Here is a 25,975-nt window from a genome sequence, read left to right as displayed (position 1 = left end):
AGGGAGTTATAAGGTATAATAGGGATAATCATAAATTTGAAGGTTGTAATGGCTCTAGCTGGGTAACACTAGGGTAATTACCCCCTCTTACATCTTATTCCCCCAAAACACCCTCGAATACTCGGGGGTGTTTTTTATTGGTAAATAGAAAATATTTAGCTTTAAAAGTATAGAGTATACTCTATGTTAAAACCTTAGTAAGCTCCCTGATCCAGCAATGTACGGAAATAATCTTCCAATAATTTTCTTTGCTGCGTGGTGAGATTAGCTTTGGGGTGCTGAGAGATATAGCCTATCGGCGGCATTCCCAGCTCCTGAAGCTCCTCTATGCTATGTTCCAACGCACTTTTTTTCAGATAGGCATTGGCACTTCCCCAAGTAGAAAAATTAAGATGCTCCCTCCCTTTGTTCACATGGTGTTTTATAGACCATGAGACAGGTGCCACATAAGCATACCAAGGATAAACGGTTTCATTAGAATGACAATCGTAACAAGCATTACGCAATATAGAAACCATCTGAGGCGGAGTTTTGTAAATCGTTACAAAATTGTCTTTCTCATTTACCGGCGGATTATCCCTATCTACGGGAATAAGCTGTATCAAAACCAGCCCCGCAAATACCCCAATTAAGATTCTAAAAAATTTTTTCATTTTGCCCAATATAGTAATTTTGTCAATAAAAATATAATCTCCCCATCAATCATTCTTCTCCTTCAAAGCTAATAACAAAGCTTCTCTTTCTTCGGGATAATCTCCAAACAAACCAGAAAGCTCCTCGGCAGTATAAATAGATTTAGAAAACTTATTCCCTATTGCGATAATCGTAGTTTTGGATTCCAACATATGAACAAAAACAGAGTTTGTTCCATGCCACCAGCCATTATGATAAACAAGCTTCCTCCCACCATCGTATATTTTCATCCTAAACCCTATCCCATAGTTTCTGATACCTTTTTTTTCATTGCTGTATGGGATAAATATCTTTTTTCTAAGCTCTTCATTAAGAAACTTCGGAGAATACATTGCCTGCGAAAATCTTAGTAAATCACGAGGAGTCGTATATATATTTTTATCTCCATAGATAAGATCTAAGCGATCCAATGGACACCGCTTCCCCGATGCATAAAACGATTGTGCGGCGGTAGGTATATCCTTCTCCTGAAACACAAATGTATGGCTCATCCCCAAAGGCTTAAATAAAATCTCCTGCATCGCTTCCGGATAGGGAGCTTTGGTCGCCTTCTCTATAATCAAAGCCAGTAATGCAAAATTGGTATTGCAATACATAAACCCAGTATTTGCTGGTCTCACCATTGGTGGCTTGTAAGCCTCCATCAAATCAAGAATGTCCTGATTGGTAAGAAATTTTTTATTCAATTGTTTCGGTGCAGGTTTTATCTCTTCTACAAAATGCTCGTATTTAGGCAAACCACTACGCTGCGTAAGCAAGTCTATTATCCGAACTTTTTTATATGGAAAGTTTGGGAAATAATCCGTCAAGGCTTGGTTCAAATTTATTATTCCTGCTTCTACCAGCTTCATTACCGCCATAGCCGTCATCGTTTTTGATGTAGATGCTATATGCATAGGGGTGTCTCTACCTATTGGCTCTCTTTTGTTATCTTTTGCATATCCCTTATATTTTTCAAAAATGATATTATCCCCTTTGGCAATAAGCAATCCTCCGCTGAGATGACGCCCTTCCCAAATTTTTTGATAATAAGTATTAAGAACGCTAAGGATACTGTCTTTATGCTCAAAAGTGTTGTCTTTCTGAGAAAATATTTTGTCAAAATCAATACCGGAATAGCTCGGTAAACCCGATGCCCCAGAAAACAACGAGCCTCCTTTATTCGTACAAGAGCATAATACAATCCCCACTATTATCCTCAAAAATCTCAACTTCATATCGACACTATTCTCGTAATTAGTTTTATTAATTAATATTCAAATCAAATTTACCGTTTTCTACCTAAAGCTTGGCGGGTGCAAATTCTCCTTGTAAGGTAGAAAACTTGGCAACATCCGCTTCTTTGGATAGCAAATCCCAATTTTCCACCAAGTCCCACATCGCCCGTACTTCTATTTTTTTAGAGAAAAGATAAACGGTCTCTGCTTCTGTATTAGAAGACAAATCTGCCGTTTCCCAATAGCCATCTTTGTTATTATCCACCAAAATCCGCACATAATATTCTGATGGTTTCAGAGTTTGATATTTTATCTCTTCTATCTTATTTTCTATTTTCCTTTCCGTTACTACTTTACCTTGATTGTCAAGCAGTTGTATCCAAAACGGCATATCAGGAATATTTTTAAGTCTGAGAGTCAGATTTCCATAATTTCTTGAGTCTCCTACTTTAAATTCAAAAGCGTAATTTTTTTGATTAGCCTGAAAAAACGAAAACACACTCTCCTTAGGAATGACAAGCGTATATTTTTTATTTTTTTTGAAGTCCGCATTTACAGCTACCAAAAAAGGATTTTCAGGGACAATTTTCGCTCTAAATGGTAGAGAAACAAGACTATCTTCCCTAAATATCCAATCCTTGGTATTGATAGAATCCAGAATCATATTAGCACTAATGACCAATGGTAACTGCGGTACTATCTCCCCCCCATTATGCCTATCAAGGACTAAATCTTCCTTAGGATTGGATTTATAAAACATCTGTACCGTATCCTTTTTTTGCCCATCATCGTAGCTAAATTTAAGCATTGTTCCCTTGTCTGCCGGTAGATGTTCTTTCGTCCCATTGAACCAAATCCCCACAGAATCCGAGTAAGGGCTATGCGTGATTTTGTAATCTTTAATCGTACCTCCCACTTGTTTCACACTTACATTTTTAGGATTTCCTTCAAATAGCATCAGTATTCCACCATCCCTTACCGACATATCTTTATAGACTAATTTTTTCTGCGGCGGGTAGAGTTTTATTTCCTGTTTACTCATACTTTTGTCGAGGGTAATATCATTTTTTATAAACCCCAAATCTTCTTTATCAGGATCGTAAACAGAGTTTCCATTGGCATCATCAAAGGCTATGAGTTTGTATTTTCCCGGCGAGAGATAGTTCAGCTCGAAATAGCCGTCTTTATCCGCTTTGGATATGTAATAAGGCTTTTGTCTAAAATTAATGGTATCTTTCACTTGGTAAAGCCCCACCACGAAATTTTTATCCTTATCCGAACTTGTTGATTTTATATTCCCCAACATTGCATTCCGAAGCATTCCGGATATGTATAGACTGTCTAATTTTGCCCCTGTGGAAAAAGCAAAATTAAAGTAAGGCACTACATTCCCTTCGTTGTAATCCGCTATGGCATTTCCAAAATTGAAGCTATAAGTGGTGTTTGCGCGTAATGTATCAGACCATTGGATAAAGACATATTTATTCGCCAAGTTACTTGGAATTATTTTTTTAATATTCTTAATGGGTGGCGAGATGATAATCTGGGTTTGAGGATTTTTGAGCGTGACATATTCATCAAAATTAAGCCTCAGTTCTTTAAGGTCTCTCGAAACATTTACCCTCGGGCTGTCTATATTTGAGCTAAGAAATTTCGGGGCTAATGTATCCTTGTCTCCGCCCACCGGCGAACCTACCCTTGCACACGAAGTGAAGAGCATTCCCAACATTATTAATAAAAACAATCTCCTTACCATTAGCCTTAAGAAATCTCTACATTATTATTCCCTTTAAGGGTTGTTTCATTATTCTGAAGCATCGTCGCCCGCACTTGCTTGAACAATGCAGAAGAGTAAACGAAATCTATCAAATGTTGGTTCTCCGTGTGGATAATGATATCTTTGTTCCCCTCCCATTCTTTGACGCCTTTTCTCAGATAGACAATCTTCTCTCCTATCGTGAGTACAGAGTTCATATCGTGGGTATTGATGATCGTGGTGGTGTTATATTCCTCCGTAATTTCCCTAATCAAATCATCTATTACAATGGCTGTATTAGGATCAAGACCGGAATTGGGCTCATCACAAAACAAATAACGCGGATTGTTTACAATAGCTCGCGCAATGGCAACCCTCTTCTGCATCCCTCCGGAAATCTCAGACGGAAACTTTTTGTTGGCATTCTCCAGATGCACACTACCAATCACCTCTTTTACGCGTTTTCTTTTTTCGGTAAATGTAAGATTGGTAAACATATCCAGCGGGAATGATATATTTTCCTCCACCGTCATCGAATCAAACAACGCACTGCCTTGGAATACAGTACCAATCTCCGAACGGATTTCTTCCCTCTCTTCCCTTCCCATTTTCACGAGGTCTCTCCCATCAAAAAGGATAGAGCCCGAGGTAGGGTTGAACACATTGAGCAAACATTTCAGAAATACTGTCTTTCCCGAGCCGGATTGCCCTATTACCAAGTTTATTTTTCCTGTTTCAAATGTCGTAGAAAGACCTTTTAACACCTCTACATCTTCAAAACTTTTTCTTAAATCTTTAACCTCAATCATTAGCTCAAAAATATTTGGGTTGAAATTAACTCTGCGATGATAATCATAACCATAGTCCAAACCACCGCTTGAGTACTGGAACGCCCTACTTCCAAAGAGCCGCCTTTTACATTATACCCAAAATACGCCGGAATAGTAGCTATGAGAAAGGCAAAAACGACAGTCTTAAAGAATGCATACCAAATAAATTTATTAGGAATATACATTTGTATTCCCACGATATAATTATTCTGTGTCCAGTTTCCGGTAGCCACACCTGCCAAATACCCCCCATAAATACCAAAAACAATACTGATGGCTATTAGGACAGGATTAAATAATATATTCGCAAAAATCTTAGGTAAAATCAAAAAATTAGGAGAATTTACGCCCATAATATCCAAAGCATCTATTTGCTCTGTAACTCTCATTGTTCCTATACTTGATGCGATATAAGACCCTACCTTACCTGCTAAAATAAGACTGATAATCGTAGGAGAAAATTCCAAAATAAGCACTACTTTGGTAGCATAGCCTATAAAATTAGGCGGAACAGGTATAGACGAAGACTTAAAATTATTATACATCTGTATAGCCACCACCGCTCCTACAAATATAGATGTAAATAAAACCAATCCAAAAGAATTAACACCTAAATCATTGATTTCCCTCATAAAGAGTTTGAAAAACATTCTCCCTTTCTGAGGTCTTCTCAATGTTTTGCCCATCAAGAGAATATACTCTCCCATAGACGACAAAAATTTATTTAATAGCTTTAACATGGTGCGAAATTAGTATTTTTAATCGAATATTCTACAATCAGCGTGCATTTTCATCTCCTTTAAGAAACAAAAATACTGTCTTTAGAACTATAATAAAATCCATACCCAAGCTCCAGTTTTTCACATAAAAAATATCTGCAAGCAAACGCTGCTTCATACGAATATTCATATCACCAAAATCTCCGCGAAGCCCTCTCACTTGTGCCAATCCCGTCAGCCCAGGTCTTACCATATTCCTAATTTTGTAACGCCGAATCTGCCTACTGTAAAAATCATCTACCGAAAGCATATGGGGACGCGGTCCCACAATAGACATATCCCCCCTTAGCACATTTACAAACTGAGGAAGCTCGTCTAAACTCGTCTTTCTTAGAAATTTACCCAGATTAGTTACTCTCTCTTCGGGCAACAACGAATTATCATTCCTCATTGTACAGAATTTGTAACACTCAAAAATTTTTCCTTCGTAGCCATATCTTTTTTGGGTAAATAATACGGGTGTTTTAGCAAAAATCTTAATCAAAACCGCAATAACAGGGAAAAGCCACAATCCGATAAAAATTAAGAAAAATAAAGAAAAAAGTATATCCAAAACTCTTTTTATAAACTTATTGCTATAAATATCCAGCGGATAATTCACTGGAACCAAGACCGGAAAATTTTCGTAATAGCTAATGTTATACTTGAAAAAATCCTGTCTTAAAATCTCGGGAATTAAATTTATCGTAACTCTATTCTCCTCTGCCTTTTCAAACACTTCTATAGATAAACGGTTATCCATATCCTTGTGAGAAGGGATAAACATTGTATCTATTCCCTTAGCTTTCCAAAATTCTACAAGTGCAAAGATATCCTCTGCCCTACCCGAATAAGAGAATATTTTGTAACCATAATCTTTTCTTTGCAGTAAAGTTTCTTTGAGCAGTTCCGAGCTTTCGTCTTCATAAAGAAACATAATATTTCTATAATTCTTCCCTAATAAACGATAATACTTTAACAGACTGTAAGTGATTGTTTTAAGCACAACAATCATTATTAAAAAATAAATAATCAGCCTAAATGTATTTATTCTAAAATCGAGATTTATAGACAATTTGTCCAAAATATAAATCCCAAAAAGAAATAAGCTGGAATGTACTATAATATTTTCTAAATGACGCGTATAGGACAAGGTTCTCGGCACTGTATAGAGCTTGGTATAGCCATTGAGCAAAAGCCACAAAACAGCTGATGAAATTAGGAATAAAACCTGCCCCTTCTCTACAGTAGCAGTTTTGCTATTTTGAATAAAATACAAAAAAGAAAGAATAAACACCAAATCTATACTTATAAATAATAATTTTATATATGATGAAAATCGTTTCTTTTGCATTTATACAGAGACTAAGGGATATTGAGATATTTATGCGTCTGCACAGAAGCACGCCATCTCGGATTTTTTAATATAAATTCCGTAATTTTAGGATACATTTCTTCGCGTTTGCTCCATTCGCTCTGAAGATAGAGTTTACAATCTTTATTCACCAGAGCAGCTTGTTTCTCTGCAAACTTAAAATCATTATTATTATAAATAATCATTTTCAATTCATCAGCTTTAGCATAAATCTCCTTTTTGGGCATCGCTGTTTTTTTAGGCGAAAGACAAATCCAATCTATCTCTCCGCTCAGCGGATAGGCACCAGAGGTTTCTATATGGATTCTACATCCCAATGATTTTAGTTTTTTGGTAAGAATACTCAAGTTCCACATCAGCGGCTCCCCTCCTGTCAAAATAATAGTTTTACAATGCTCTGCGGCATTTTTGGCTAAGGCTTCCATATCCATAAGCGGATGCAGCTCTGCGTTCCAGCTCTCTTTTACATCGCACCAATGGCAACCCACATCGCAACCACCAAGCCTTATAAAATAAGCAGCTACCCCTGCATGAGCACCCTCTCCCTGCAAGGTATAGAAATGCTCCATCACAGGCAGCAACCTTCCTTTCTTTAATAATGTTTCTTGCAAATGATTATCCATTCTGGATCTTATTTAATCCGCAAAGATAGGAATTACATCAGAACCATTAAAACCTTAGCCCAAAAAGAAAAGACTAAGTATGACTAATCTTTATAAATAGTGTGTTTATAAGCCAATAATGTATTTTTCATAAGCATTGCACGCGTCATAGGTCCCACACCTCCCGGAACTGGGGTTATCCAGCTGGCTTTCTCTGCACAGCTATCAAAGTCCACATCTCCTGCCAATATATACCCTCTCTCATTGTCCGCATCTACTCTCGTAATTCCCACATCTACGATGACCGCACCTTCTTTTATCATATCTCCTTTAAGAAAATAAGGATCTCCCAAAGCTGTAATCACGATATCCGCATTCTTAGTAAATTCCTCTATGTGAGAAGTATAGGAATGGGTAAGCGTAACCGTAGAGTTTCCCGGAAAATCTTTTCGCCCCATAAGAATACTCATAGGACGCCCCACGATACGGCTTCTCCCTATAATGACACAGTGTTTCCCCTTTGTCTCTATCTGATAATGCTCCAAAAGCGTAAGAATACCAAACGGCGTAGCCGGAAGAAATGTATCCATCTCCAGTGCCATTCTCCCAAAGTTTTCAGGGTGAAAACCATCTACATCTTTGCGAGACTCTATCGCCATAATGATTTTCTCTTGATCCATTTGTTTAGGCAAAGGTAATTGAACTATAAAACCATCTACCTCGGGGTCGTTATTCAGTTCGTTTATTTTCTCTAATATCTCCGCTTCCGATGCTGTACTTGGGAATTTGTGTAAAGAAGATTGAAAGCCCACCTCTGCACAATCTTTTATTTTACTATTGACATAAGCCTTGCTCGCACCATTATTTCCCACCAAAATAGCGGAAAGGTGCGGCACGCGTTTTCCTGCGGCTTTTATTTTTTCTACATCTTGTTTAATCTCTTGTTTGATTACTTTGGACACCTTTAGTCCATCGAGAATTTGAGCCATTTTTTTTACTTTTTTATGATTTATTTTAAGTTGTTATTAACACTGATTAAACTGATAACCAACAGATAAGTATCACTTTAACACTATTGAAAAATCCGAAGTAAAGATAATCAAATCTTAAACAATTGCAAAGCATTCTCCGTTGTAATGCGATCTATCTCTTGAAAATCAACGCCGTAAATATCCACCAACTTCCCTGCAATCAAGCTAAGGTAAGTACTTTCATTTCGTTTTCCCCGATGAGGCACCGGTGCAAGATATGGTGAGTCCGTCTCCAAGACAATATGCTCCAATGGAATATTTTCCAAAAACTTATCTATTTTTCCATTTTTGAAGGTAAGCACACCGCCTATCCCCAACTTAAAATTGAGTGCTAAGGCGTGCTTTGCTTCCTCCATACCACCGGAAAAACAATGAAAAATTCCTCTTAGCTTGGGGTGCTTTTTTCGCTCCAAAACCTCAAAGGTCTCGGGAAAGCTCTCCCGGGTATGTATAACGATAGGCAAATCTTTCTCTATCGCCCAGTCTATCTGCTTCTCAAAGGCTTCCACCTGAATATCCAGCGTGGTTTTATCCCAATACAAATCTATTCCTATCTCGCCAATGGCACAGAAAGTCCTTTGCTCCAAATATTCCTTTACCAATCTCAATTCTTGCTCGTAAGAATCAGACTTCACAGAGCAAGGGTGAAGCCCCATCATCGCGTGCATGAACTGTGGATAATGCGCTTCTAACTCCAGCATTTGAGAGTGCGTCTCCGAGTCTATTGCCGGAAGAAAAAATTTGGTAACACCATTATCTAAGGCACGCTGTACAGTGGCATCTCTATCGTCATCAAAGGCTTCTGAATATAAATGTGTGTGGGTATCAATCATTATTAATAATTTTGAAAAATGGGATAACTTACTTTACGCTGTTGTTCAGCTATTTTGGTTTTTATTTTCTCTAAATATTCCTTATACAGAGGGCTTTCTGGATTAATAGGACGATGCGCCAATGCCGCTGCAATTTTAGAATTTTCATTAATGAAACTTTGAGTCGCCTCAGAGAAATAAGCATTACCAAATTTCTCAAAAATATACTGAATCCCTTGATTATTAGGATGAATAAGGTCTTCCGCATAAAAACGATAATCCCTAAGATCGTCCATCATAATCTCATAGATAGGAAGATAGTGGCAGTTGGCATTCTCCGCTACCGCTTCATGAAGTGCCGTCAGTAATTTTGCTTTACTAAGCTGATTTTCTACCATTCCGTCTTTGGTATGCCTTACCGGCGAAACGGTAAACAAAATCTGCCCCCCCTCCTCTGCATATTTATTTATTAGGTTAATCGTATTTTTAATGCTCTCTAAAATTTCAGAATGAGAGAGAAATCTTTTTTCAAAAAACTTTTGGGGAATTTTATGGCAATTGGCGACAAGGCATTGCTGAGGCAAAAACTCATACACAAAAGCGGTACCATAGGTAATAATCACCCATTTGCTTTTTTTGAAAAATACAGACGACTCTTCCAGCACTTTATTTATTTTGCCTAAAACTTGCTCTACACTATCACCGTCAAAACTCGTGTGATGGTCAAAGGAAAGATAGCGCCCCTCATAGTCGAAAATATCGTCTTCGCTGTAATACGCGCATTTCGATATCTTTTCTATCGCTTTATTGATAGAATAAGGATTGAATATAGTCCCAAAAGGATTATTCAGCGTCCGCACCTGCCCTCGGGCAATCCGCGCCGTAATTTCCGAAGCAAAGCAAGAACCAATAGAAAATAGATGATCCTCTATCTCTATTTTTTGCGGTGAGGGTTCTATAAAGACTTCTGTTCGGAATTTCATCAAAGCTATATCTTATTGATTAAGAATCCTCTGTCTCTGCAAAGAGATAAACTTAGGATTATTGACATTCTCAATATAATTGGTAAGGCTAGAACGGCTCATACTGTCTTTGGTCAAATAAATTCTTCCGCCAAATTCTTCCACAATATCGTCAAGCTGTTTCACCAAAGATTTAAGTTTAGAATTTACCTTAAAATCCAATGCCAGCGTATATCCTTCGAACGGGAAAGAATTGTATGCCTTGGGATTATTTTTACCAAAAAGTTTCAGCACTGCCAGAAAAGAACCATTACCACTCTTTGCTATGGTTTCCAGAATTCTTTTCATTCCCTCTTTTCCTTGGACTTTCGGAATTACCATCTGATATTGGATAAACCCTTTTTTACCATAGATTTTATTCCAATCGTTAATGACATCTAATGGGTAGAAAAAGGTTTCGTAATCCACATAGTTTTTAATTTCTTTTTTCTTCTGTTTATTCCAATAAAACCAGTTGAAAATCTTTACGCTAAGGTTATTCAGTACAAAACCTGGAAAATAAAATGGTACCATAGGCTTGAATTTTTCTTTCAGTTTCAGCGGATATTCCCCTTGTTTTTTGGCCAGCTCTGCACTCAGTGCGTGTTCTCCTCTCATTAAAATAGAACGCCCAAGATTTTTACCTTTCTGCAGACAGTCTATCCACGCCACATTATAGGTCCAGTCCTCACTTTCCTCGAAAAGCCTGAATATTTCATCAAGATTTTCTGCCTTTATACTCTCTTGACGAATGTAAGCAGTTTCTATATTTTTAAGTCTAAATTTAGCTGAAACAATAATCCCCGTAAGCCCCATTCCTCCGATGGTTGCCCAAAACACATCTGCATTTTCTTCTCGAGAACAAGTGAGTAATTCTGCCCTTTCGTTCATGAGCTTAAATTCTATCACATATTCCGAGAAACAGCCTTCTGCATGGTGATTTTTTCCGTGTACATCAGATGCAATAGCCCCTCCCACAGACACAAATTTTGTCCCCGGTGTTACATAGAGAAAATACCCTTGCGGTACTATGACTTCCAAAACTTCTGACAACAAAACTCCCGCTTCGCACTCTATGATACCGTTCAGACGATCAAAGCTAATAAATTTATTTAATCTTTTAGTCGAAAAAATATGCTCTGCCAGCGAAGCATCTCCGTAGCATCTTCCATTTCCCCTAGCAATGACATCACCGTTAGCACGGATATAGTTTTTTATTTTTTCTATCTTGTCTTCAGATTTTACTTCCTTTTCTACTACGGGATAATTTCCCCAATTAGCTACTTTTTTAACGAAATTAAGTTTCATTATTTACTTGGCATAAATTTGATAAACAAAAGCTACAAACCAAATCAAAAGTGTGATTTGAATATATCTGTCTTTATAGACAATTTTCGTAGGTGATTCTGTTTTATTATAAACTAAAGTCTGCTGCAAATATCTTAAAAATGCAAATACTACAAAAATAACGGTATAGAAAATCCTTGGATGAAATTTTTCCTGGACCTCCGGCGAAAGCGTAAACATAAGATAACATACAATAGCCAAAGTACAGCTAATGGCTAATGCAATATCTGCAAACTGTATATTATAACCGTCTAAAGCTTTTCTCGTTTTACCAGTAAGCTGGGCATTGATGAGCTCTCCCCTTCTTTTCCCAATGGCTAAAACCAATGCCAGCACAAAAGTCAGTAACAACGCCCACTGCGTAATGACAATCCCCGTAATATATCCTCCCGCCAAAACCCTTAGGACAAAACCCAATGCTATAATGGTAATATCTATGATTGCTATATGCTTCAATCTAAAAGTATAAGCGATATTCATTTGAAAATAACTGAGTATAATTATCCCAAACTTCCAAAGATTTAGTTCAAAAACAGATTGTGTAATTATTGTTAATCCTACAATAGCTCCAAGTAAAATCAAGAATAAAATCTTAGCACTTGATTTGGATATTGCACCGCTTGCTAATGGTCTGTTTTTCTTCTCCGGATGATTACGATCCGATTCTATATCCGAATAATCATTGATGATATAAATACAGCTTGCCGTAAATGAAAATATAAAAAAAGCAATAAAACTCAGCTCAAACAACCTAATATTCAATATATTACCAGAAAAAAACAGAGGTACAAATACAAATCCGTTTTTCACCCATTGTTCTACGCGGATAAGTTTTAAGTATTTTTTCATTATTCTAATTTTATTTGAAGAATTTCCATTCCGGAATGATGATAACCAGCCCCACGCCTATAAATACAAAAAGATTGGTAATATCTTGATACAGCATCGTATTCAGGTAAAACTGGTGTATAAACATATGGATAAGTAATGCTGCAGGAAATACAAAAAGTCCAGCTTTTCTATAAAAAGCTGTAAGCAACAACCCCACTACCATAATCGCATCCAAAGTATAAACCACATAAAAAAACCACAAAGGAATATTAAGTTCCTTATGCTGAAAATACATATCATAGGTAGTCCCTATGTGCATCAATGTGAATATAAAACAAACTCCTGCTACAGTATAAATCCACAAAGGTGTTTTCTCTACTTTCCCGAAATAATTATCATTTTCCATAGCGAGTGTAAAATTTAAAATAGCCTCTGAATACTCAAAGGCTATTTTGGTTATTTTTAATGCTAATCAAAACTAAACGGTTACTGCTTGCATTAGTCTGTTTCTATTGCTCACATGTTCTTCCATAGAGATCATACTTTCTGTTCTCATTACATCTTGTATGTCGTCTATTTGATAGATAATTCTTTTAGCATCTTCTGTATTTTTTGCCATCATTTTACAGAAAATATTGTACTTACCAGACACTACACTTATTTCCACAATATTTGGAATAGAAGCCAATTCTGCAATAACTTCTTGTGTTTTGTTAGATTTTGTCAATAAAATACCAATATACGCAGTAAAATTATATTCTAATTTTGTATAATCGATATTTAAAGAAGAACTCTTAATGATTCCTGCTTCTTCCATTTTTTTCACTCTCACATGAATAGTCCCTGCAGAGACATCCATTTTTTTTGCAATTTCTGTAAACGGCATTCTTGTATTTACTACTAAGAAATCGAGGATACTTTTGTCTATTTCATCCAATTGAAACTTCATAATGTTTTATATTTTAATAGTATTTATAAATTATTTGATTATTTGATGGCAAAATTACAAAAAAAGATTTGAATATGAAGTATTAAATTTTTATTTTTTTCCTGCTATATTATAAAAAATATTCATTTCTTATTTTAGACTATCTGACCGTTTGATATTTTTCTCTATCGATGAATCTTTCATCTCATTTTTTTTCTTTTGTTTAGGTAAAAGATGGTTAAAACTTTTACTATAAACCACACCTACTCCCCATGTCTGGTTTGCACTAGCATTTTGCCCCAAGACATTAGTTATATTAGATGGCTTAGAATAGAATCGGAAAATTCTGGATCCATCATTATTTTTAGACCAATCATACTCAAATGTACCTTCTCCGGATAAAAAATTAGTATTAGAATATTCGTTTTTGGTAATAGGTATTCCAAGCCCTGTCTTTATGGTAACCCTTGGTGACAAAAATATATTCATTCCTGCATTAGCACGGTCTCCTGTATTGGTAGCTTGATTCCCTTTAATGTAGTTTAGGTCAATCTGAAACTTATTACTTATGGAATTAAACACATTCCCCAATTGCTTAAACAACAAAGAATACCCCTGGGACTCTAATGTATTGCTTATGCTGAAATCTCCTATATCCGAATTGGCTATATTGAAGTTATTTAACACTAATACAGATCCAAACTGCAATACTTTCTCGTCTTCTTGCTCCATTTTAAACGCCAATGCCTCGCGTATCTGGCTGGAAACATCCGGTGCCGACACATTAAATTCTATTTTAGGATTCTTAAGGGTTCTGGTTATTTTAGTCGTTAGTTTCACATTCACAGCCGGCAATTTACCTATATTCAAATATTCTCCAATATTCGTTACGGTACGGAAATAGTCTGCCGTGATATTAAGTAACGGATTAAGAACATCACTGTCCCAGCTCATACTGCTTCCACGCTCAATCTGAAACTTACGCTCCAGAATAGCTTTAGAAACATAGCTTCCATTATCTACCAAATAAGTTCCATTCATAAACATATTTCCACTTCTGGTCATTCGGAATTTAAGTCCTTCCGCTTTTCCTCTTACGCTAATATCTCCTACATCCTGTCCCACAAGTACATTGACCGTAGAGCCTTTGTCTACCGTTACATCAAAATTAACATTCATATTCGGTCCTGTGGTTTTCTTTTTCGCTATGCTTATGAGTCCGTTTTTATCTCGTTCTGTGAACCTCAACATTTTAAACTCTTCCACAGAAGAAGTAGAAGCACTATTAAGAGTAAAAACACTATTGTTGCGAACGTTTATTTTGGCATTCAGATCTAATTCTGTAGCCGGACCATCTACGAAAATATCGGCATCACCGTAAATCCTTCCCCAAAAGGTGTCAAAATCCCTCTGCGTAGTATTGAGGAGAAGAAAGTTTTTCGCCCTTACGATTAGGTTTAGCCCTATCCCATCTCCGAACTGGACTACCCCTGAGATACTTCCCTCGGAATTTACTCTACCATCATTTATTTTGGCATCATTAAGCATCGCATAACCTTTCTTGATAGGCACCACGAGATCATCAAACTTATAATCTACTCCTGTAAAATTCATCTTGAAACCTAATTCTTTTAGGCTAATATCTCCGCCATAGTTAATGTCATTCATCGGCCCAAAGATTTTCATTTCTCCGCTGGCTTTACCTCTGAAATCCGAAAATATTGATTTCACAAAGTCTTGGGCAAAAGCCAAATCAAAGTCATTAAACTCTGCTTTCAAATCAAGTTTAGGCGAAGAGCCGTTATTATCAATAGTTCCTGTAAGAACCAAATGAGCTTTGTCAAACAGTTCGGAAGACAATACTCGGGCATTCACATCAAAGATATTCGGGTTATCGCTATTCTTAGCATTTATCGCTATCGTACCAATATCCTTCCCATTCATAGAAACTTTATTAATTTTCAAGTCTACCATCGGCTCGAAATGGCTTTTATCCATTGTTATCTTAATGCTTCCATCAGCCACCCCTTTTAGATCCATATCGTTATCTGATTTTCCATTAAGGGCTAATATTTTAGCCATTTGTACATTTTGGATTTCTGCATCTATGTCAAAGTTTTTCGCATCCTTGAATATTCCGTTGACAGAGATATTACTATCATCAGAGTAGAATTTGAGATTATGGATATCTACCTGTCCTATTTTTTTGTGATAAACTATATAGTGGTCGGTTTCGGGCGAAGTGTCCACCTTCCAGACAAAATCATTCAGTTTGAGATTGGTTGGGGAAAAACGCACAACATAGTCGCCGTGTCCATCCACTGTCTGATTAAGATTTACCGCATATTCTTTAAGACTTTCTTCGTTATCGGCGTTGCCTTGAACGAATTTCAGCCCTATGTTTAGAACATCTTTATTTTCTTTTTGCCCTGTAAGAGAGACTTCATTGATGGTATAATCCGAATAATAGGCTTTGTTTGCCTTTACCGAAAAGAGTCCCGATGCCTCGCTCGTATTGATATCCACCAAGACACTCTCCGTCACGATGCTGTCTCTCTTAGCCGGCTCTTGTGCTTCTACCGTATCTTCTTTTTTCTTTTTTGTCAATCTATACTTAAGGTAAGGAATTTCTGCATTTAGGACCAGATTGTTAGTTCCGCCTGCGTAATATCCGTTTGCCTTTATACCTTGTGGAATTCTAAGATTTGTATCAATAAGATTGACAACTCCCTGAGAGACATCAAAATCAAAATTAAAATTCTGCCCGGGGAAAACTTTAGCTGTAGAATTACCCGCCAATAGTTTAGAAAAACTACTCTGAAGCATATCTCCCACCTTGCTCAGCTTAAACGCACCATTGATTTTTCCTCTTATCACATTCGGAGCGTCTATGCTCACCACCCTTTCTCCATTATCTACCAATGCTTTTATGGCAGCATTTTCTATTGGAACAATTTGCTCCTGTGTTTGAAGCACCATATGCGTCAGCTTCGCATCCAAAGTCAAATCATCCAGATTCGTCATTGCAATTTTTCCGTCTATATTACCTTTTACAGACTGTATTTGTTTGTTCCCTGTAAAATAAGCAAGATTGAGATGAGCTATCTGTGCCGATACATCCGCAGAAATTCTTTTGGTACTAAAATCTACCGCACCTTTTACATCAGCCCGTGCTTGGGGATCATTGATATTAAATATACCATTGTATCTTTTATTGGATAAGTTACCGTCTAAGGTAATATTATGGAGAGTCTTACCTATTATTTCAAAATTAGAAATGGTAGATTTGGTACGAAGTTTCATTGTGTTAATATCAAAACTTTCGCCCTGAACATCGAAATGCCCCGATATTCTGCCCACCAGATTATTCTTGGAAAGAATCCCCAAATTCAAGTCCGTAGCATCTGCTAACACATCGAATTTTGGGGTTTTGGTATTGAGGGCATCTATCGTCAATCGGCTAATCTTGGCTTGCCCTACTCCGCTTATCATATGCCCTTGTGCGATTATCTTCTCGGGCGTTGCAGATACGGCACCTTTATACTTTATTGCACCAAAATCATCTGCTGCGTTTCCCATTTTTTCAGCGATGAAAGTCGGAAAGAGTTTTTTTAAGTTTTGATAAGTGAAATTGGTAGAGATTTGATTAACTTTTATTTTATAAGCTCCTTTCAAGATATTGGACACAGAGGCATTTTGGGTATAAACATTAACTCCTTTGCCTCCAAATGCAAAATCCGAAAGCATAAAGTTATTGAGCGGCCCCTCCATATGCCCGGAAATATTCAGCGGACTGCTGTTGTCCCAATTCTTTGCGAAGTAGCCTATATCATCACCGCTAATGTAGCTCCCCGTCTTAAAATCGATTAAAAGCTTTACTCGATTGGTAAAATCTTCCCACTTTTCATTATGCTTAATCATTTTGAGCTCTCCCCTCATAGAGGTTTTATCCGTAATAAAATTCAGATGTTTTAGGCTAAGAAAATTCTTATTCATACTAAACACCGCAGAGAAGGTTTTCAAATCGTGGGTTTTTCCCCATCTATCGGTAACGAAGTTCAAATTTTTCAAATTCCCATCCACATTGGCACCTACTACTTTCAAATCTTCTAAATCTAAATTCATATTCTTGGCATCAAGCCATTTACCTTCGTCTCCCGGGTGGTTTTTATTAACAATAGAAACTTTGGAATTTTTAATCTTTATATTTGATGAAAACTTAAACGACGGTTTATTAGGATCCGGTTTCTTGCCATTATCAAAAAGCTCTACAAAACGAATAAAATTAGCCACGCTATCCCCTTTGTAAGTAACAACATTCAGATTGACACTATCCAAAACAATGGATTTGAATTTAATGTCCCTAGAATTTCTGATAATGTCCAGCCAACTGGATTTTAATTCTATTTCTTTTGCCATAAGAAGCGGATTACCTTTATAGTCTTTGACTTTAACACCTTTTAGGGTAGCATCGCCCACAAAGTCAAAATCTATTTTTTGAAATTCTATTTTTGTATTAAGAGTTTGATTGAGATAAGCTATAGCCCTCTGTGCCGCCCAGTTACGGGTAAACGAAAAACTGAAAGCCACGACAATACCAATGACTAAAAACAAGAGAAACAAAACAATCCCCAAAATAATACGAGCAAAAACAGATTTTTTTTTCTTCGCTTTCGGTGCATTTTTATTCGGACTAAGAGGTTCATCTTTGCCGGATATATTTTGTTTTTTATTATTATTATCTAAATTTGCCATATCTATGAGACAATCTATTATTTTGGGCATAGAATCATCTTGTGATGATACCTCTGCCGCCGTTATCTGCGACAATACCATTTTATCCAATGTAGCTGCTACCCAGACCGTGCACAACGAGTACGGCGGTGTAGTACCCGAACTTGCCTCGCGTGCTCACCAGCAAAATATTATTCCCGTGGTAGAGCTTGCCATTAGAAAGGCAAATATACAACAAAAAGATATTTCTGCCATAGGATTTACACGAGGTCCCGGTCTTTTGGGCTCTCTGCTTGTAGGAACTTCCTTCGCCAAGTCTTTGGCAATGAGTTTGGGCGTCCCTCTGATAGAAGTTAATCATTTGCAGGCACATATCTTGGCACATTTCATAGCAGATGCTAATCCCACACCGCCTAAATTTCCTTTTATCTGCCTTACCGTAAGCGGCGGACACACAATGATAGTATTGGTAAAAGACTACTTCGATATAGAAATCATCGGTAAGACAATAGATGACGCTGCCGGCGAGGCTTTCGACAAAATCGGGAAAATATTTAATCTGGATTATCCTGCCGGACCTATTATAGACCGCCTTTCCAAAAACGGAAATCCGGAGGTATTCAGCTTCGGAAAACCCAAAATGCCTCTTTATGATTATTCGTTCTCAGGAATTAAAACTTCTGTATTGTACTTTATTCAAAAGGAATTACAGAAAAATCCCGACTTCATTAAAGAAAACCTTGCCGACCTCTGTGCCTCTGTACAAAAAAGCATCGTAGATATTCTGATGGAAAAACTAACAGCTGCAGCACAAGAATTAAAGATAAAAGAAGTAGCGATAGCCGGCGGAGTTTCTGCAAACTCGGGACTGAGAAACTCGATGCAAACCAATGCCCAAAAGTACGGATGGAATATCTATATTCCTAAATTTGAATACACTACAGACAACGCCGCTATGATTGCAATGGTAGCCCAACTAAAATACCAGAGAAACGATTTTGCAGACCTCAGCACCACTGCCACTGCAAGATATAATCTTTAGACCGGATTTTATCTATTTTATATTATATTATCTTTGGACTAAATTTTCATTATGAGGCATATATTCTTTTTTATAAGTTTTCTGTTCGGTATTCCTGCATTAGCACAGCAAAATCAAGAATTCCGAGATACGAAAACTTATTTTGACAGCCAAGAAGAATTGATTAAAAAAGAATTTGAAAACCAATACAGCCAGTTGACAAATGATTTAGATAGAGCGATGATGAAAACAGAGTTTTTAGAGTTTTACCAAAAATTCTTAGATGCCAGAAACAATGCTTATGTCAATGCTCTTGTCGCCGTTAAAAACAGAGAAGACTTGTCTCGCATTATCCCCGTAAAAGATTCTGCTAAAATAGAAAACAACAGACTTAAAAGCTCAATTCCTATCTCACGAGATGCTGAATATCCCGATGGAATAGATGTCTTTAGAAAATTCTTAGTTGATAATGTTAATTTCTCGGCAGATACCACTCAACCGATTAAAGCTACCGTTACCTTTATAGTAGAAACAAATGGTGAAATTTCTAATGCTAAGGCAAAAAGCGATTATCCTGAGCTTAATAAAAAAATAGAAATTGCGCTATACCTCTTACCTAAAAAATTTAATCCTGCTACCATTGAAAACCGTTTCGTAAGAACGAAATTCAGAATGCCTCTCTCTCTTAAAGATTAAAAATATGTTCCCTTCTTCCGACACACACTTTATGTCCCGTGCCATATCCGAAGCAAAAGAAGCTCTGGAGAAAGACGAAGTCCCTATCGGCTGCGTTATCGTATGCCAAGGACGGATTATTGCCAAAGGCTACAATCTTACAGAAACCCTAAACGATGTAACCGCCCACGCAGAAATGCAGGCCATCACCTCCGCAGCAAGTTTCTTAGGAGGGAAATACCTTATCAATTGTACTATGTATGTTACGATGGAACCTTGCGTAATGTGCGCCGGAGCCTTGTTTTGGTCTCAAATATCAAAAGTGGTCATCGGAGCGAGAGATCCCCACAGAGGGTTTATAGACAAAGGCGTAAAACTTCATTCCAAAACAGAGATAATTACCGGAGTAATGGAGGAAGAATGCAGTGCTTTGGTAAAAGATTTTTTCAAAAGCAAACGGTAAAATAATACTTAAGTTATTCCGTTTATTAAAAAGACAAGAAAAAAAATTAAGAACAAGAAGTAGAAAATAATTGTAAATTTCTATCTTTGTAACCGAAAAAAAATATATCAACATTATGGGTTTATTTGATTTGTTCACGCAAGAGATTGCAATTGACTTAGGAACAGCCAACACACTAATTATACATAACAATAAAATAGTTATAGACCAGCCCTCTATAGTGGCAATAGAAAGACAATCCGGAAAGCCTATCGCAGTAGGCGAACAGGCGAAACATATGCAAGGGAAAACGCACGACGACATTAAAACTATCCGCCCTCTCAAAGATGGGGTCATCGCAGACTTCCAAGCATCCGAACATATGATTAAGGAATTTATTAAGAAAATTCCCGCAATTAAAGGAAAAATATTTCAGCCGGCACTTAAAATCGTTATTTGCATTCCTTCCGGCATCACAGAAGTAGAAAAAAGAGCCGTAAGAGACTCCGCCCAAAAAGTGAATGCTAAAGATGTCCGCCTCATATACGAACCAATGGCAGCCGCCATAGGGGTAGGCATAGATGTACAAAAACCAGAGGGAAATATGATTATAGACATAGGCGGTGGTACTACAGAAATAGCCGTTGTAGCTCTGGGAGGTATTGTGTGCGACAAATCGGTGAAAATTGCCGGTGATGTATTTACTAATGATATTGCCTACTACCTAAGAACTCAGCACAACCTTTATATAGGAGAAAGAACTGTCGAGCGTATCAAAATAGAAGTAGGCTCTGCCGTGGAACAATTAGATGTAGATATAGACGATATACCTGTACAAGGTAGAGACCTCATCACAGGAAAACCAAAAGAAATAATGATTGGCTACAAAGAGATAGCCAAGGCATTGGACAAGTCCATTATACGTATAGAAGATTCTGTAATGGAAACGCTTTCACTCACCCCACCTGAACTTGCTGCCGATATTTACAAAACAGGGATTTATCTTGCAGGAGGAGGTGCTCTATTGCGAGGCTTAGCAGACAGGCTTCACAAAAAAACAGGGCTCCCCGTATTCGTAGCCGAAGACCCGCTAAGAGCTGTAGTGAGAGGTACAGGTATTGCCCTTAAAAACATAGATAAATTCAATTTCTTAATAAGATAATTATTTTCTGCTGATGGGGAGTCTGGTAAGGTTCTTTTCCAAGAATTCGCTTTTTCTTTTTTTTATATTTCTACAAGCTATTAGCGTGGTTTTGTTGTTTACCAGAAACTCCGTCCAGCGTTCTTTTCTCGCAGGGGAAGTAGCTGCATTCAACGCTTGGGTATCCGGCTATATAGATGAGGGTACAAGCTATCTAAAACTTAAAGAAATCAACAAAGAATTAGTAGCTCAAAACAAGCACCTGATGGAACAGACCTATGGAAAAAACTATATTACCCCCCCAAAAGAGAAAACCATCAGTGATACGCTTAACCAAGGACAGGTATATACTATCATAGATGCAGATGTCTTGAACAATACCATTATCCGAAAAGACAACTATTTCACGCTGAACAAAGGTCAGAACCAAGGTGTACAAGAAAAAATGGGCGTAATCTCTCCAAAAGGGATCGCTGGTATAGTGATTAATAGTATGCCGAATTACGCTCTGGTACAGTCTGTATTGAGTGCTAATAAAATGAGAATAAATGCCGCTCTGAAAAAGAACGGATATTTCGGTACCCTTACTTGGAAAGGCGATGACTCAAGAGTGATGCACCTCTCGGATATTCCTAAGTATATCCAAGTAAAAGTAGGAGATACGGTCATCACAGACGGAAAATCCGACATATTCCCCGAAGGCGTAATGGTTGGCACTGTGGCAGGCTACGATATAGACCCCAGTACAGGATTTTGGGACATCAGCGTAGAACTTTCTCAGAAAATGGGAAATATACAAAAAGTCTATATTGTGAAGAATCTTAAAAAGAAAGAACTCAACCAAATGCAAGACAGTCTAAAAAGTGTGATAGAAAATGATAAGTAGAAATATATTTACTGATATTTTATTTTCTGCATTACTGGTTGTATCGCAGATTTTCTTGTTCAATAGAATTTCCATTATGGGAGAATACACCCCCGTGATTTACCCTATCATCGTGCTGTTTTATCCGTTTTATAGAAATCAATATTTTTTCCTTTTCATTAGTTTTCTTTTAGGATTAGGGATAGATGCCTTCTTGGGAACTTGGGGAATTAATGCTTTTTCTACCACCGTGATTGCTTATTTCAGGACACTTATATTCAAGACTTCCATAGACAATGAGGCTACCGACAGCTTCTCATTTCGCTCCATCCAGTACACTCAATTTTTGCTATACATTTTTTTTGGTATATTTTTGCATCAATTATTGGTTCAGTACATTGAGTTTTTTAAGCTGACAAGGATAATACAGATTTTCGTAAATGTTCTATTGACTTCTGTAATTTCATTCGTGTTCATTTTACTTTATGTATTGGCATTTAAAATCAAACAAAAAGTTTGAAACCTTTCTATAGAATAATTATTGTCATTTCTGTAATCGCCGGAATATTCTTGGCGAGGCTGGCTTATTTACAATTATTAACGGATCGATATGCCCTAAATGCCGCCAATACTTCTATAAAAAAAGACTACATAATCCCGCAAAGAGGAATTATCTTTGACCGCAACGGGAAAATATTAGTGGGTAACCAGCCTTCCTATGAGCTTTCTTATACCGAAGCTCTTATGAAAACGGACTTTGATACCTTAGGCTTTTGTAATTTGGTAAGGATTACTAAAACTGATTTTATCAATAGAATAAAAAAACTTAAATCCGACAAATACTTCTCTAAACTGACCCCAATTACCTTTATGAAAAATCTCTCGCGAGACGACATAGCCCGCATTCAAGAGATAATATTCAATTATCCGGCTTTCAATGTCGTTTCAAGACCGCAGAGGGAATACAATGTTAGCACTTCTGGCAATTTACTGGGCTATACCAACGAGGTTAATGAATTTGACATAAAAAAAGACTCTACCTATTACCAGCCGGGAGACAATATCGGTAAAACAGGGGTAGAAAAGGCGTACGAAAAAACACTACGCGGCGAAAAAGGCGTAAAATATATCCAAAAAGACATTAAGCTAAGGAATATCGGTCCATACAAAGACGGGAAATTAGACCAAGAAGTAAAACCCGGCGAGGACATTACCCTTACTATTGACTACGATTTGCAAAAACTCGCCGAAGAAATGCTCGTCAATAAGAGAGGAGCCATCGTTGCCCTTAACCCTAAAACCGGAGAGATACTCTGTTTGGCTACAGGTCCGGACATTGACCCGAAAGCATTTACGGGTTCGGATAAAAATAAAGAAATATCTAAACTGCTTAAAGATAAGTTCAACCAACCAATGTTTGACCGGTCTATCCAAGCCGGCTATCCACCGGGCTCTACCTTCAAGATTATGACCGCCTTGGCAGGTTTGCAGATGGGCGTCATCACACCGGAGACCACATTCTCTTGTCCCGGAGGAAGCTTTGTGATGGGAGGCGTTAGGATTAAAGGACACGGAGGAAACATTCCACTGGTACCATCTATGGCAATATCGAGTAACTGCTACTTCTCTCACGCCTATCTCAATATCTTGAACAAATACCCCGGAAACCCCGATAAAAGTATCAACGAATGGGCTGATATAATGCACAGTTTTGGATTAGGGCAATTTATGAATAATGATTTGGCGGTGGGAAGTAAAGGCCTTATCCCCGATAGTGCTTTTTATCACAAAAGATTTGGTAAAACTTGGAAGCCGCTGAGTGTGGTATTCAATGGAATGGGACAGGGAGATATCCTACTTACGCCTCTTCAAATTGCTAATTTCACGGCTGCCACTGCAAACAAAGGCTGGTTCTATACGCCGCATATTGTAAAATTGGTAAACGGAAAACCAAACCCCGATAAACGCTTCTATGTAAAACACTACACAAAAGTGGACAAAAAGTATTTCGATGTCGTACTAAAAGGAATGGAAGCCGTGGTACAGAGCGGAACAGCAAGAGGACTAAGAACAAGCGAATTTACCCAAATGGCAAAAACAGGTACGGCACAGGTACCACAGGGAAAAGATAATTCTATTTTCACTCTGATTGCACCAGCTGAAAATCCACAGATTGTAGTCGTAGCGGTTATAGAGCACGCGGGATTTGGTGCTACTTGGGCAGGACCGGCTTGTACCCTTATCGCTGAGAAATATATCACCGGAGAGGTTAAGCGTGTAGGGCTTTACAACAAAATGGTAAATTCCAGCTTTATGCCTGAATATAGAAGGCAATGGATAGAGCAACTTAGAAAGAAAGGCATCTTAAACTTCAATAAGGACAGTATGAAAGTCACTAAGATGAGAGACAGCTTAAAACTACAACTGCCCGATTGGAAAAGAAAACAGATGCAAAAGAAAGTGGACAGCCTTCAAAAACTATTAGAACTAAAAAAATGAATTGGACTACCGGCATAGATAAATTGGGAATAGGGCTTTACATTACACTCTGTTTGTTCGCTATTGCCAATATATATAGTGTAGAGCCTTCCAGTGGTGAGCGGGAAGCGCTTTGGTTTGGTATTTCATTATTTGTAGGGCTTATTATTTTTGTAATGCGTGCCAAATACTTTGAGAATATGTCTGTGATTTTCTATATCCTCAGCATCCTTCTCTTAGTGGGATTGTTCCCTTTCGGAAAAGAAGTTTTGGGACAAAAAAACTGGTACAAATTCGGTTCTATAAGTTTGCAGCCGGTAGAGTTTGCCAAGATAGGCGTTGCACTTATGCTCGCGACTTATGCTTCCAATTCTGATTTTAACTTAAACGACAAAAAATCATTCATCACCGCCTTTGCGATCATAGGCGTTCCGGGCATTATTGTATTAGCTATCCCCGATGTAGGTTCGTTGCTTGTGTTTATGGCATTCGTGATAGCCCTTTATCGCGAGGGACTCAGTGGATGGTTTTTCGGAGCTATATTTATATTAGCCGTGGTATTTCTTACGGCTCTTGCTGTCAATCCGCTGTATGTCGTCATAGGTGTTTTGGTAGTAGCCGCACTATTTCTGTGGGCCAATTCTTACAGAATTCATTGGAACACGGTATCCATAAGCCTCTCGGCGTTAGCCGTCATCTTCCTATGTGCCATCGCTTACACTACGCCTAAAATATTATCCAAAATGCCCAAGCACCAGCGTGAGCGTATAGAGGTGTTGTATAAAGGCGAAAGGAGTTTCAGGGACACTTCCGGTTATAATCTGCTGTATTCCAAAACCGCCATAGGTTCCGGGGGTTTCTGGGGCAAAGGCTACAAGCAAGGCTCTGTAACACAGGGAAAATTCGTACCGGAACAAAGCACCGATTATATATTCTGCACCGTAGGAGAAGAGTGGGGATTTTTAGGTAGTGCCATGCTCATTGTGCTTTATATCTTTTATATCGGGCGTATTTATTATCTCGCTGAAGGGCAGAAAAACACTTTCAACAGGGTATTTGGGTATTGCTTTGCCTCTATACTTCTGATGCACTTTTCTATCAATATCTCTATGGTAATGGGACTTTTTCCTACGGTAGGAATCCCTCTACCCTATTTCAGCTACGGCGGAAGTTCGCTTTTGGCATTCTCTATAATGACTGCCATATTCTTCAAACTTAATTATAGCGATAAGAGAAGTTTGATGTAATTATAGAAAAATAATCCCTCCGCCTCTCAATTTTATTCAATTAGAATATTCTAATAAACAAGGGATTATATTACCTTAATACACAACAATTTACAATGTGTGTAGCAGATTATTTCTTATCATCTACAGCATTATTCTATTCATATTAAGTTCTCTTGTATAACCACTATACTGATCATTATAGTATAGGT

23 protein-coding genes are annotated in these 25,975 nt (G+C 37.6%); 8 read left to right on the top strand and 15 right to left on the bottom strand.

The features are described 5' to 3' along the window. Positions 1-194 precede the first annotated feature (194 nt). The 15 genes from BLS89_RS03115 to BLS89_RS03045 all read right to left on the bottom strand — a co-directional run bounded on the left by BLS89_RS03115 (position 195) and on the right by BLS89_RS03045 (position 17,936). Positions 195-653, bottom strand: a complete 459-nt coding sequence (locus BLS89_RS03115) for a heme-binding domain-containing protein (RefSeq protein ID WP_092736053.1) — start codon at positions 651-653, stop codon at positions 195-197. 45 nt (positions 654-698) lie between these two features. Next, positions 699-1,910, bottom strand: coding sequence for a serine hydrolase domain-containing protein (locus tag BLS89_RS03110; protein ID WP_092736052.1), 1,212 nt, complete (start codon positions 1,908-1,910; stop codon positions 699-701). 64 nt (positions 1,911-1,974) lie between these two features. After that, entirely contained in the window at positions 1,975-3,654 is a 1,680-nt protein-coding gene (locus tag BLS89_RS03105; protein WP_245688804.1) for an Ig-like domain-containing domain, read from the bottom strand. A 17-nt stretch (positions 3,655-3,671) separates the two neighbouring features. Next, the gene (locus tag BLS89_RS03100; protein WP_092736050.1) at positions 3,672-4,475 is read right to left on the bottom strand and encodes an ABC transporter ATP-binding protein; all 804 of its coding nucleotides are present in this window, start codon (positions 4,473-4,475) and stop codon (positions 3,672-3,674) included. Then, on the bottom strand, positions 4,475-5,236 hold the full coding sequence (locus BLS89_RS03095; RefSeq protein ID WP_092736049.1) for an MlaE family ABC transporter permease: 762 nt from the start codon (positions 5,234-5,236) through the stop codon (positions 4,475-4,477). Before BLS89_RS03095 ends, BLS89_RS03100 begins: the two co-directional genes overlap by 1 nt. 37 nt (positions 5,237-5,273) lie before the next feature. Then, a complete protein-coding gene (locus tag BLS89_RS03090) occupies positions 5,274-6,608 on the bottom strand; it encodes an exopolysaccharide biosynthesis polyprenyl glycosylphosphotransferase (RefSeq protein ID WP_092736048.1) in 1,335 nt (444 codons plus the stop codon). Between the two features lie 11 nt (positions 6,609-6,619). Continuing rightward, positions 6,620-7,252, bottom strand: coding sequence for a 7-carboxy-7-deazaguanine synthase QueE (locus BLS89_RS03085; protein ID WP_092736047.1), 633 nt, complete (start codon positions 7,250-7,252; stop codon positions 6,620-6,622). 83 nt (positions 7,253-7,335) lie between these two features. Next, positions 7,336-8,220 carry a bifunctional 5,10-methylenetetrahydrofolate dehydrogenase/5,10-methenyltetrahydrofolate cyclohydrolase gene (locus BLS89_RS03080; protein ID WP_092736046.1) on the bottom strand — a complete coding sequence of 295 codons (885 nt, stop codon included), beginning with the start codon at positions 8,218-8,220 and terminating at the stop codon, positions 7,336-7,338. 110 nt (positions 8,221-8,330) lie between these two features. Continuing rightward, a complete protein-coding gene (locus BLS89_RS03075; protein ID WP_092736045.1) occupies positions 8,331-9,095 on the bottom strand; it encodes a TatD family hydrolase in 765 nt (254 codons plus the stop codon). A 2-nt stretch (positions 9,096-9,097) separates the two neighbouring features. Next, positions 9,098-10,057, bottom strand: coding sequence for a GSCFA domain-containing protein (locus BLS89_RS03070; protein WP_092736044.1), 960 nt, complete (start codon positions 10,055-10,057; stop codon positions 9,098-9,100). Between the two features lie 12 nt (positions 10,058-10,069). Continuing rightward, complete coding sequence (locus BLS89_RS03065) at positions 10,070-11,383, bottom strand: FAD-binding oxidoreductase (RefSeq protein WP_092736043.1); 1,314 nt, start codon at positions 11,381-11,383, stop codon at positions 10,070-10,072. A 3-nt stretch (positions 11,384-11,386) separates the two neighbouring features. Then, entirely contained in the window at positions 11,387-12,271 is an 885-nt protein-coding gene (locus BLS89_RS03060; RefSeq protein WP_092736042.1) for a UbiA prenyltransferase family protein, read from the bottom strand. A 10-nt stretch (positions 12,272-12,281) separates the two neighbouring features. After that, positions 12,282-12,659: a hypothetical protein gene (locus BLS89_RS03055; RefSeq protein ID WP_092736041.1), complete on the bottom strand. Its 378-nt coding sequence runs from the start codon at positions 12,657-12,659 to the stop codon at positions 12,282-12,284. 72 nt (positions 12,660-12,731) lie between these two features. Continuing rightward, positions 12,732-13,202, bottom strand: coding sequence for an Lrp/AsnC family transcriptional regulator (locus BLS89_RS03050; protein ID WP_092736040.1), 471 nt, complete (start codon positions 13,200-13,202; stop codon positions 12,732-12,734). A gap of 129 nt (positions 13,203-13,331) precedes the next feature. Continuing rightward, the gene (locus BLS89_RS03045) at positions 13,332-17,936 is read right to left on the bottom strand and encodes a translocation/assembly module TamB domain-containing protein (RefSeq protein WP_092736056.1); all 4,605 of its coding nucleotides are present in this window, start codon (positions 17,934-17,936) and stop codon (positions 13,332-13,334) included. Between the two features lie 4 nt (positions 17,937-17,940). On the opposite strand from BLS89_RS03045, the gene tsaD reads away from it, so the two are divergent. From tsaD to rodA, 8 genes are all read left to right on the top strand, one after another. Next, positions 17,941-18,957 carry a tRNA (adenosine(37)-N6)-threonylcarbamoyltransferase complex transferase subunit TsaD gene (tsaD, locus tag BLS89_RS03040; RefSeq protein WP_092736039.1) on the top strand — a complete coding sequence of 339 codons (1,017 nt, stop codon included), beginning with the start codon at positions 17,941-17,943 and terminating at the stop codon, positions 18,955-18,957. A gap of 51 nt (positions 18,958-19,008) precedes the next feature. Next, entirely contained in the window at positions 19,009-19,632 is a 624-nt protein-coding gene (locus BLS89_RS03035) for a hypothetical protein (RefSeq protein ID WP_092736038.1), read from the top strand. Positions 19,633-19,636: 4 nt separating this feature from the next. Next, a complete protein-coding gene (locus BLS89_RS03030; protein ID WP_092736037.1) occupies positions 19,637-20,074 on the top strand; it encodes a nucleoside deaminase in 438 nt (145 codons plus the stop codon). Between the two features lie 115 nt (positions 20,075-20,189). Further along, complete coding sequence (locus BLS89_RS03025; RefSeq protein WP_092736036.1) at positions 20,190-21,215, top strand: rod shape-determining protein; 1,026 nt, start codon at positions 20,190-20,192, stop codon at positions 21,213-21,215. Between the two features lie 13 nt (positions 21,216-21,228). After that, positions 21,229-22,080, top strand: coding sequence for a rod shape-determining protein MreC (gene mreC, locus BLS89_RS03020; RefSeq protein WP_092736035.1), 852 nt, complete (start codon positions 21,229-21,231; stop codon positions 22,078-22,080). Continuing rightward, a complete protein-coding gene (locus tag BLS89_RS03015; protein WP_092736034.1) occupies positions 22,070-22,579 on the top strand; it encodes a rod shape-determining protein MreD in 510 nt (169 codons plus the stop codon). Before mreC ends, BLS89_RS03015 begins: the two co-directional genes overlap by 11 nt. Then, the gene (locus BLS89_RS03010) at positions 22,576-24,558 is read left to right on the top strand and encodes a penicillin-binding transpeptidase domain-containing protein (protein WP_092736033.1); all 1,983 of its coding nucleotides are present in this window, start codon (positions 22,576-22,578) and stop codon (positions 24,556-24,558) included. Before BLS89_RS03015 ends, BLS89_RS03010 begins: the two co-directional genes overlap by 4 nt. Further along, the gene (rodA, locus tag BLS89_RS03005) at positions 24,555-25,784 is read left to right on the top strand and encodes a rod shape-determining protein RodA (protein WP_092736055.1); all 1,230 of its coding nucleotides are present in this window, start codon (positions 24,555-24,557) and stop codon (positions 25,782-25,784) included. Before BLS89_RS03010 ends, rodA begins: the two co-directional genes overlap by 4 nt. Positions 25,785-25,975: the final 191 nt, after the last annotated feature.

The organism is Riemerella columbipharyngis (assembly GCF_900101995.1).
Classification (GTDB): domain Bacteria; phylum Bacteroidota; class Bacteroidia; order Flavobacteriales; family Weeksellaceae; genus Riemerella; species Riemerella columbipharyngis.
The sequence above is the reverse complement of the archived record's forward strand: the minus strand, read 5'-3'. Positions and strand labels throughout refer to the sequence as shown.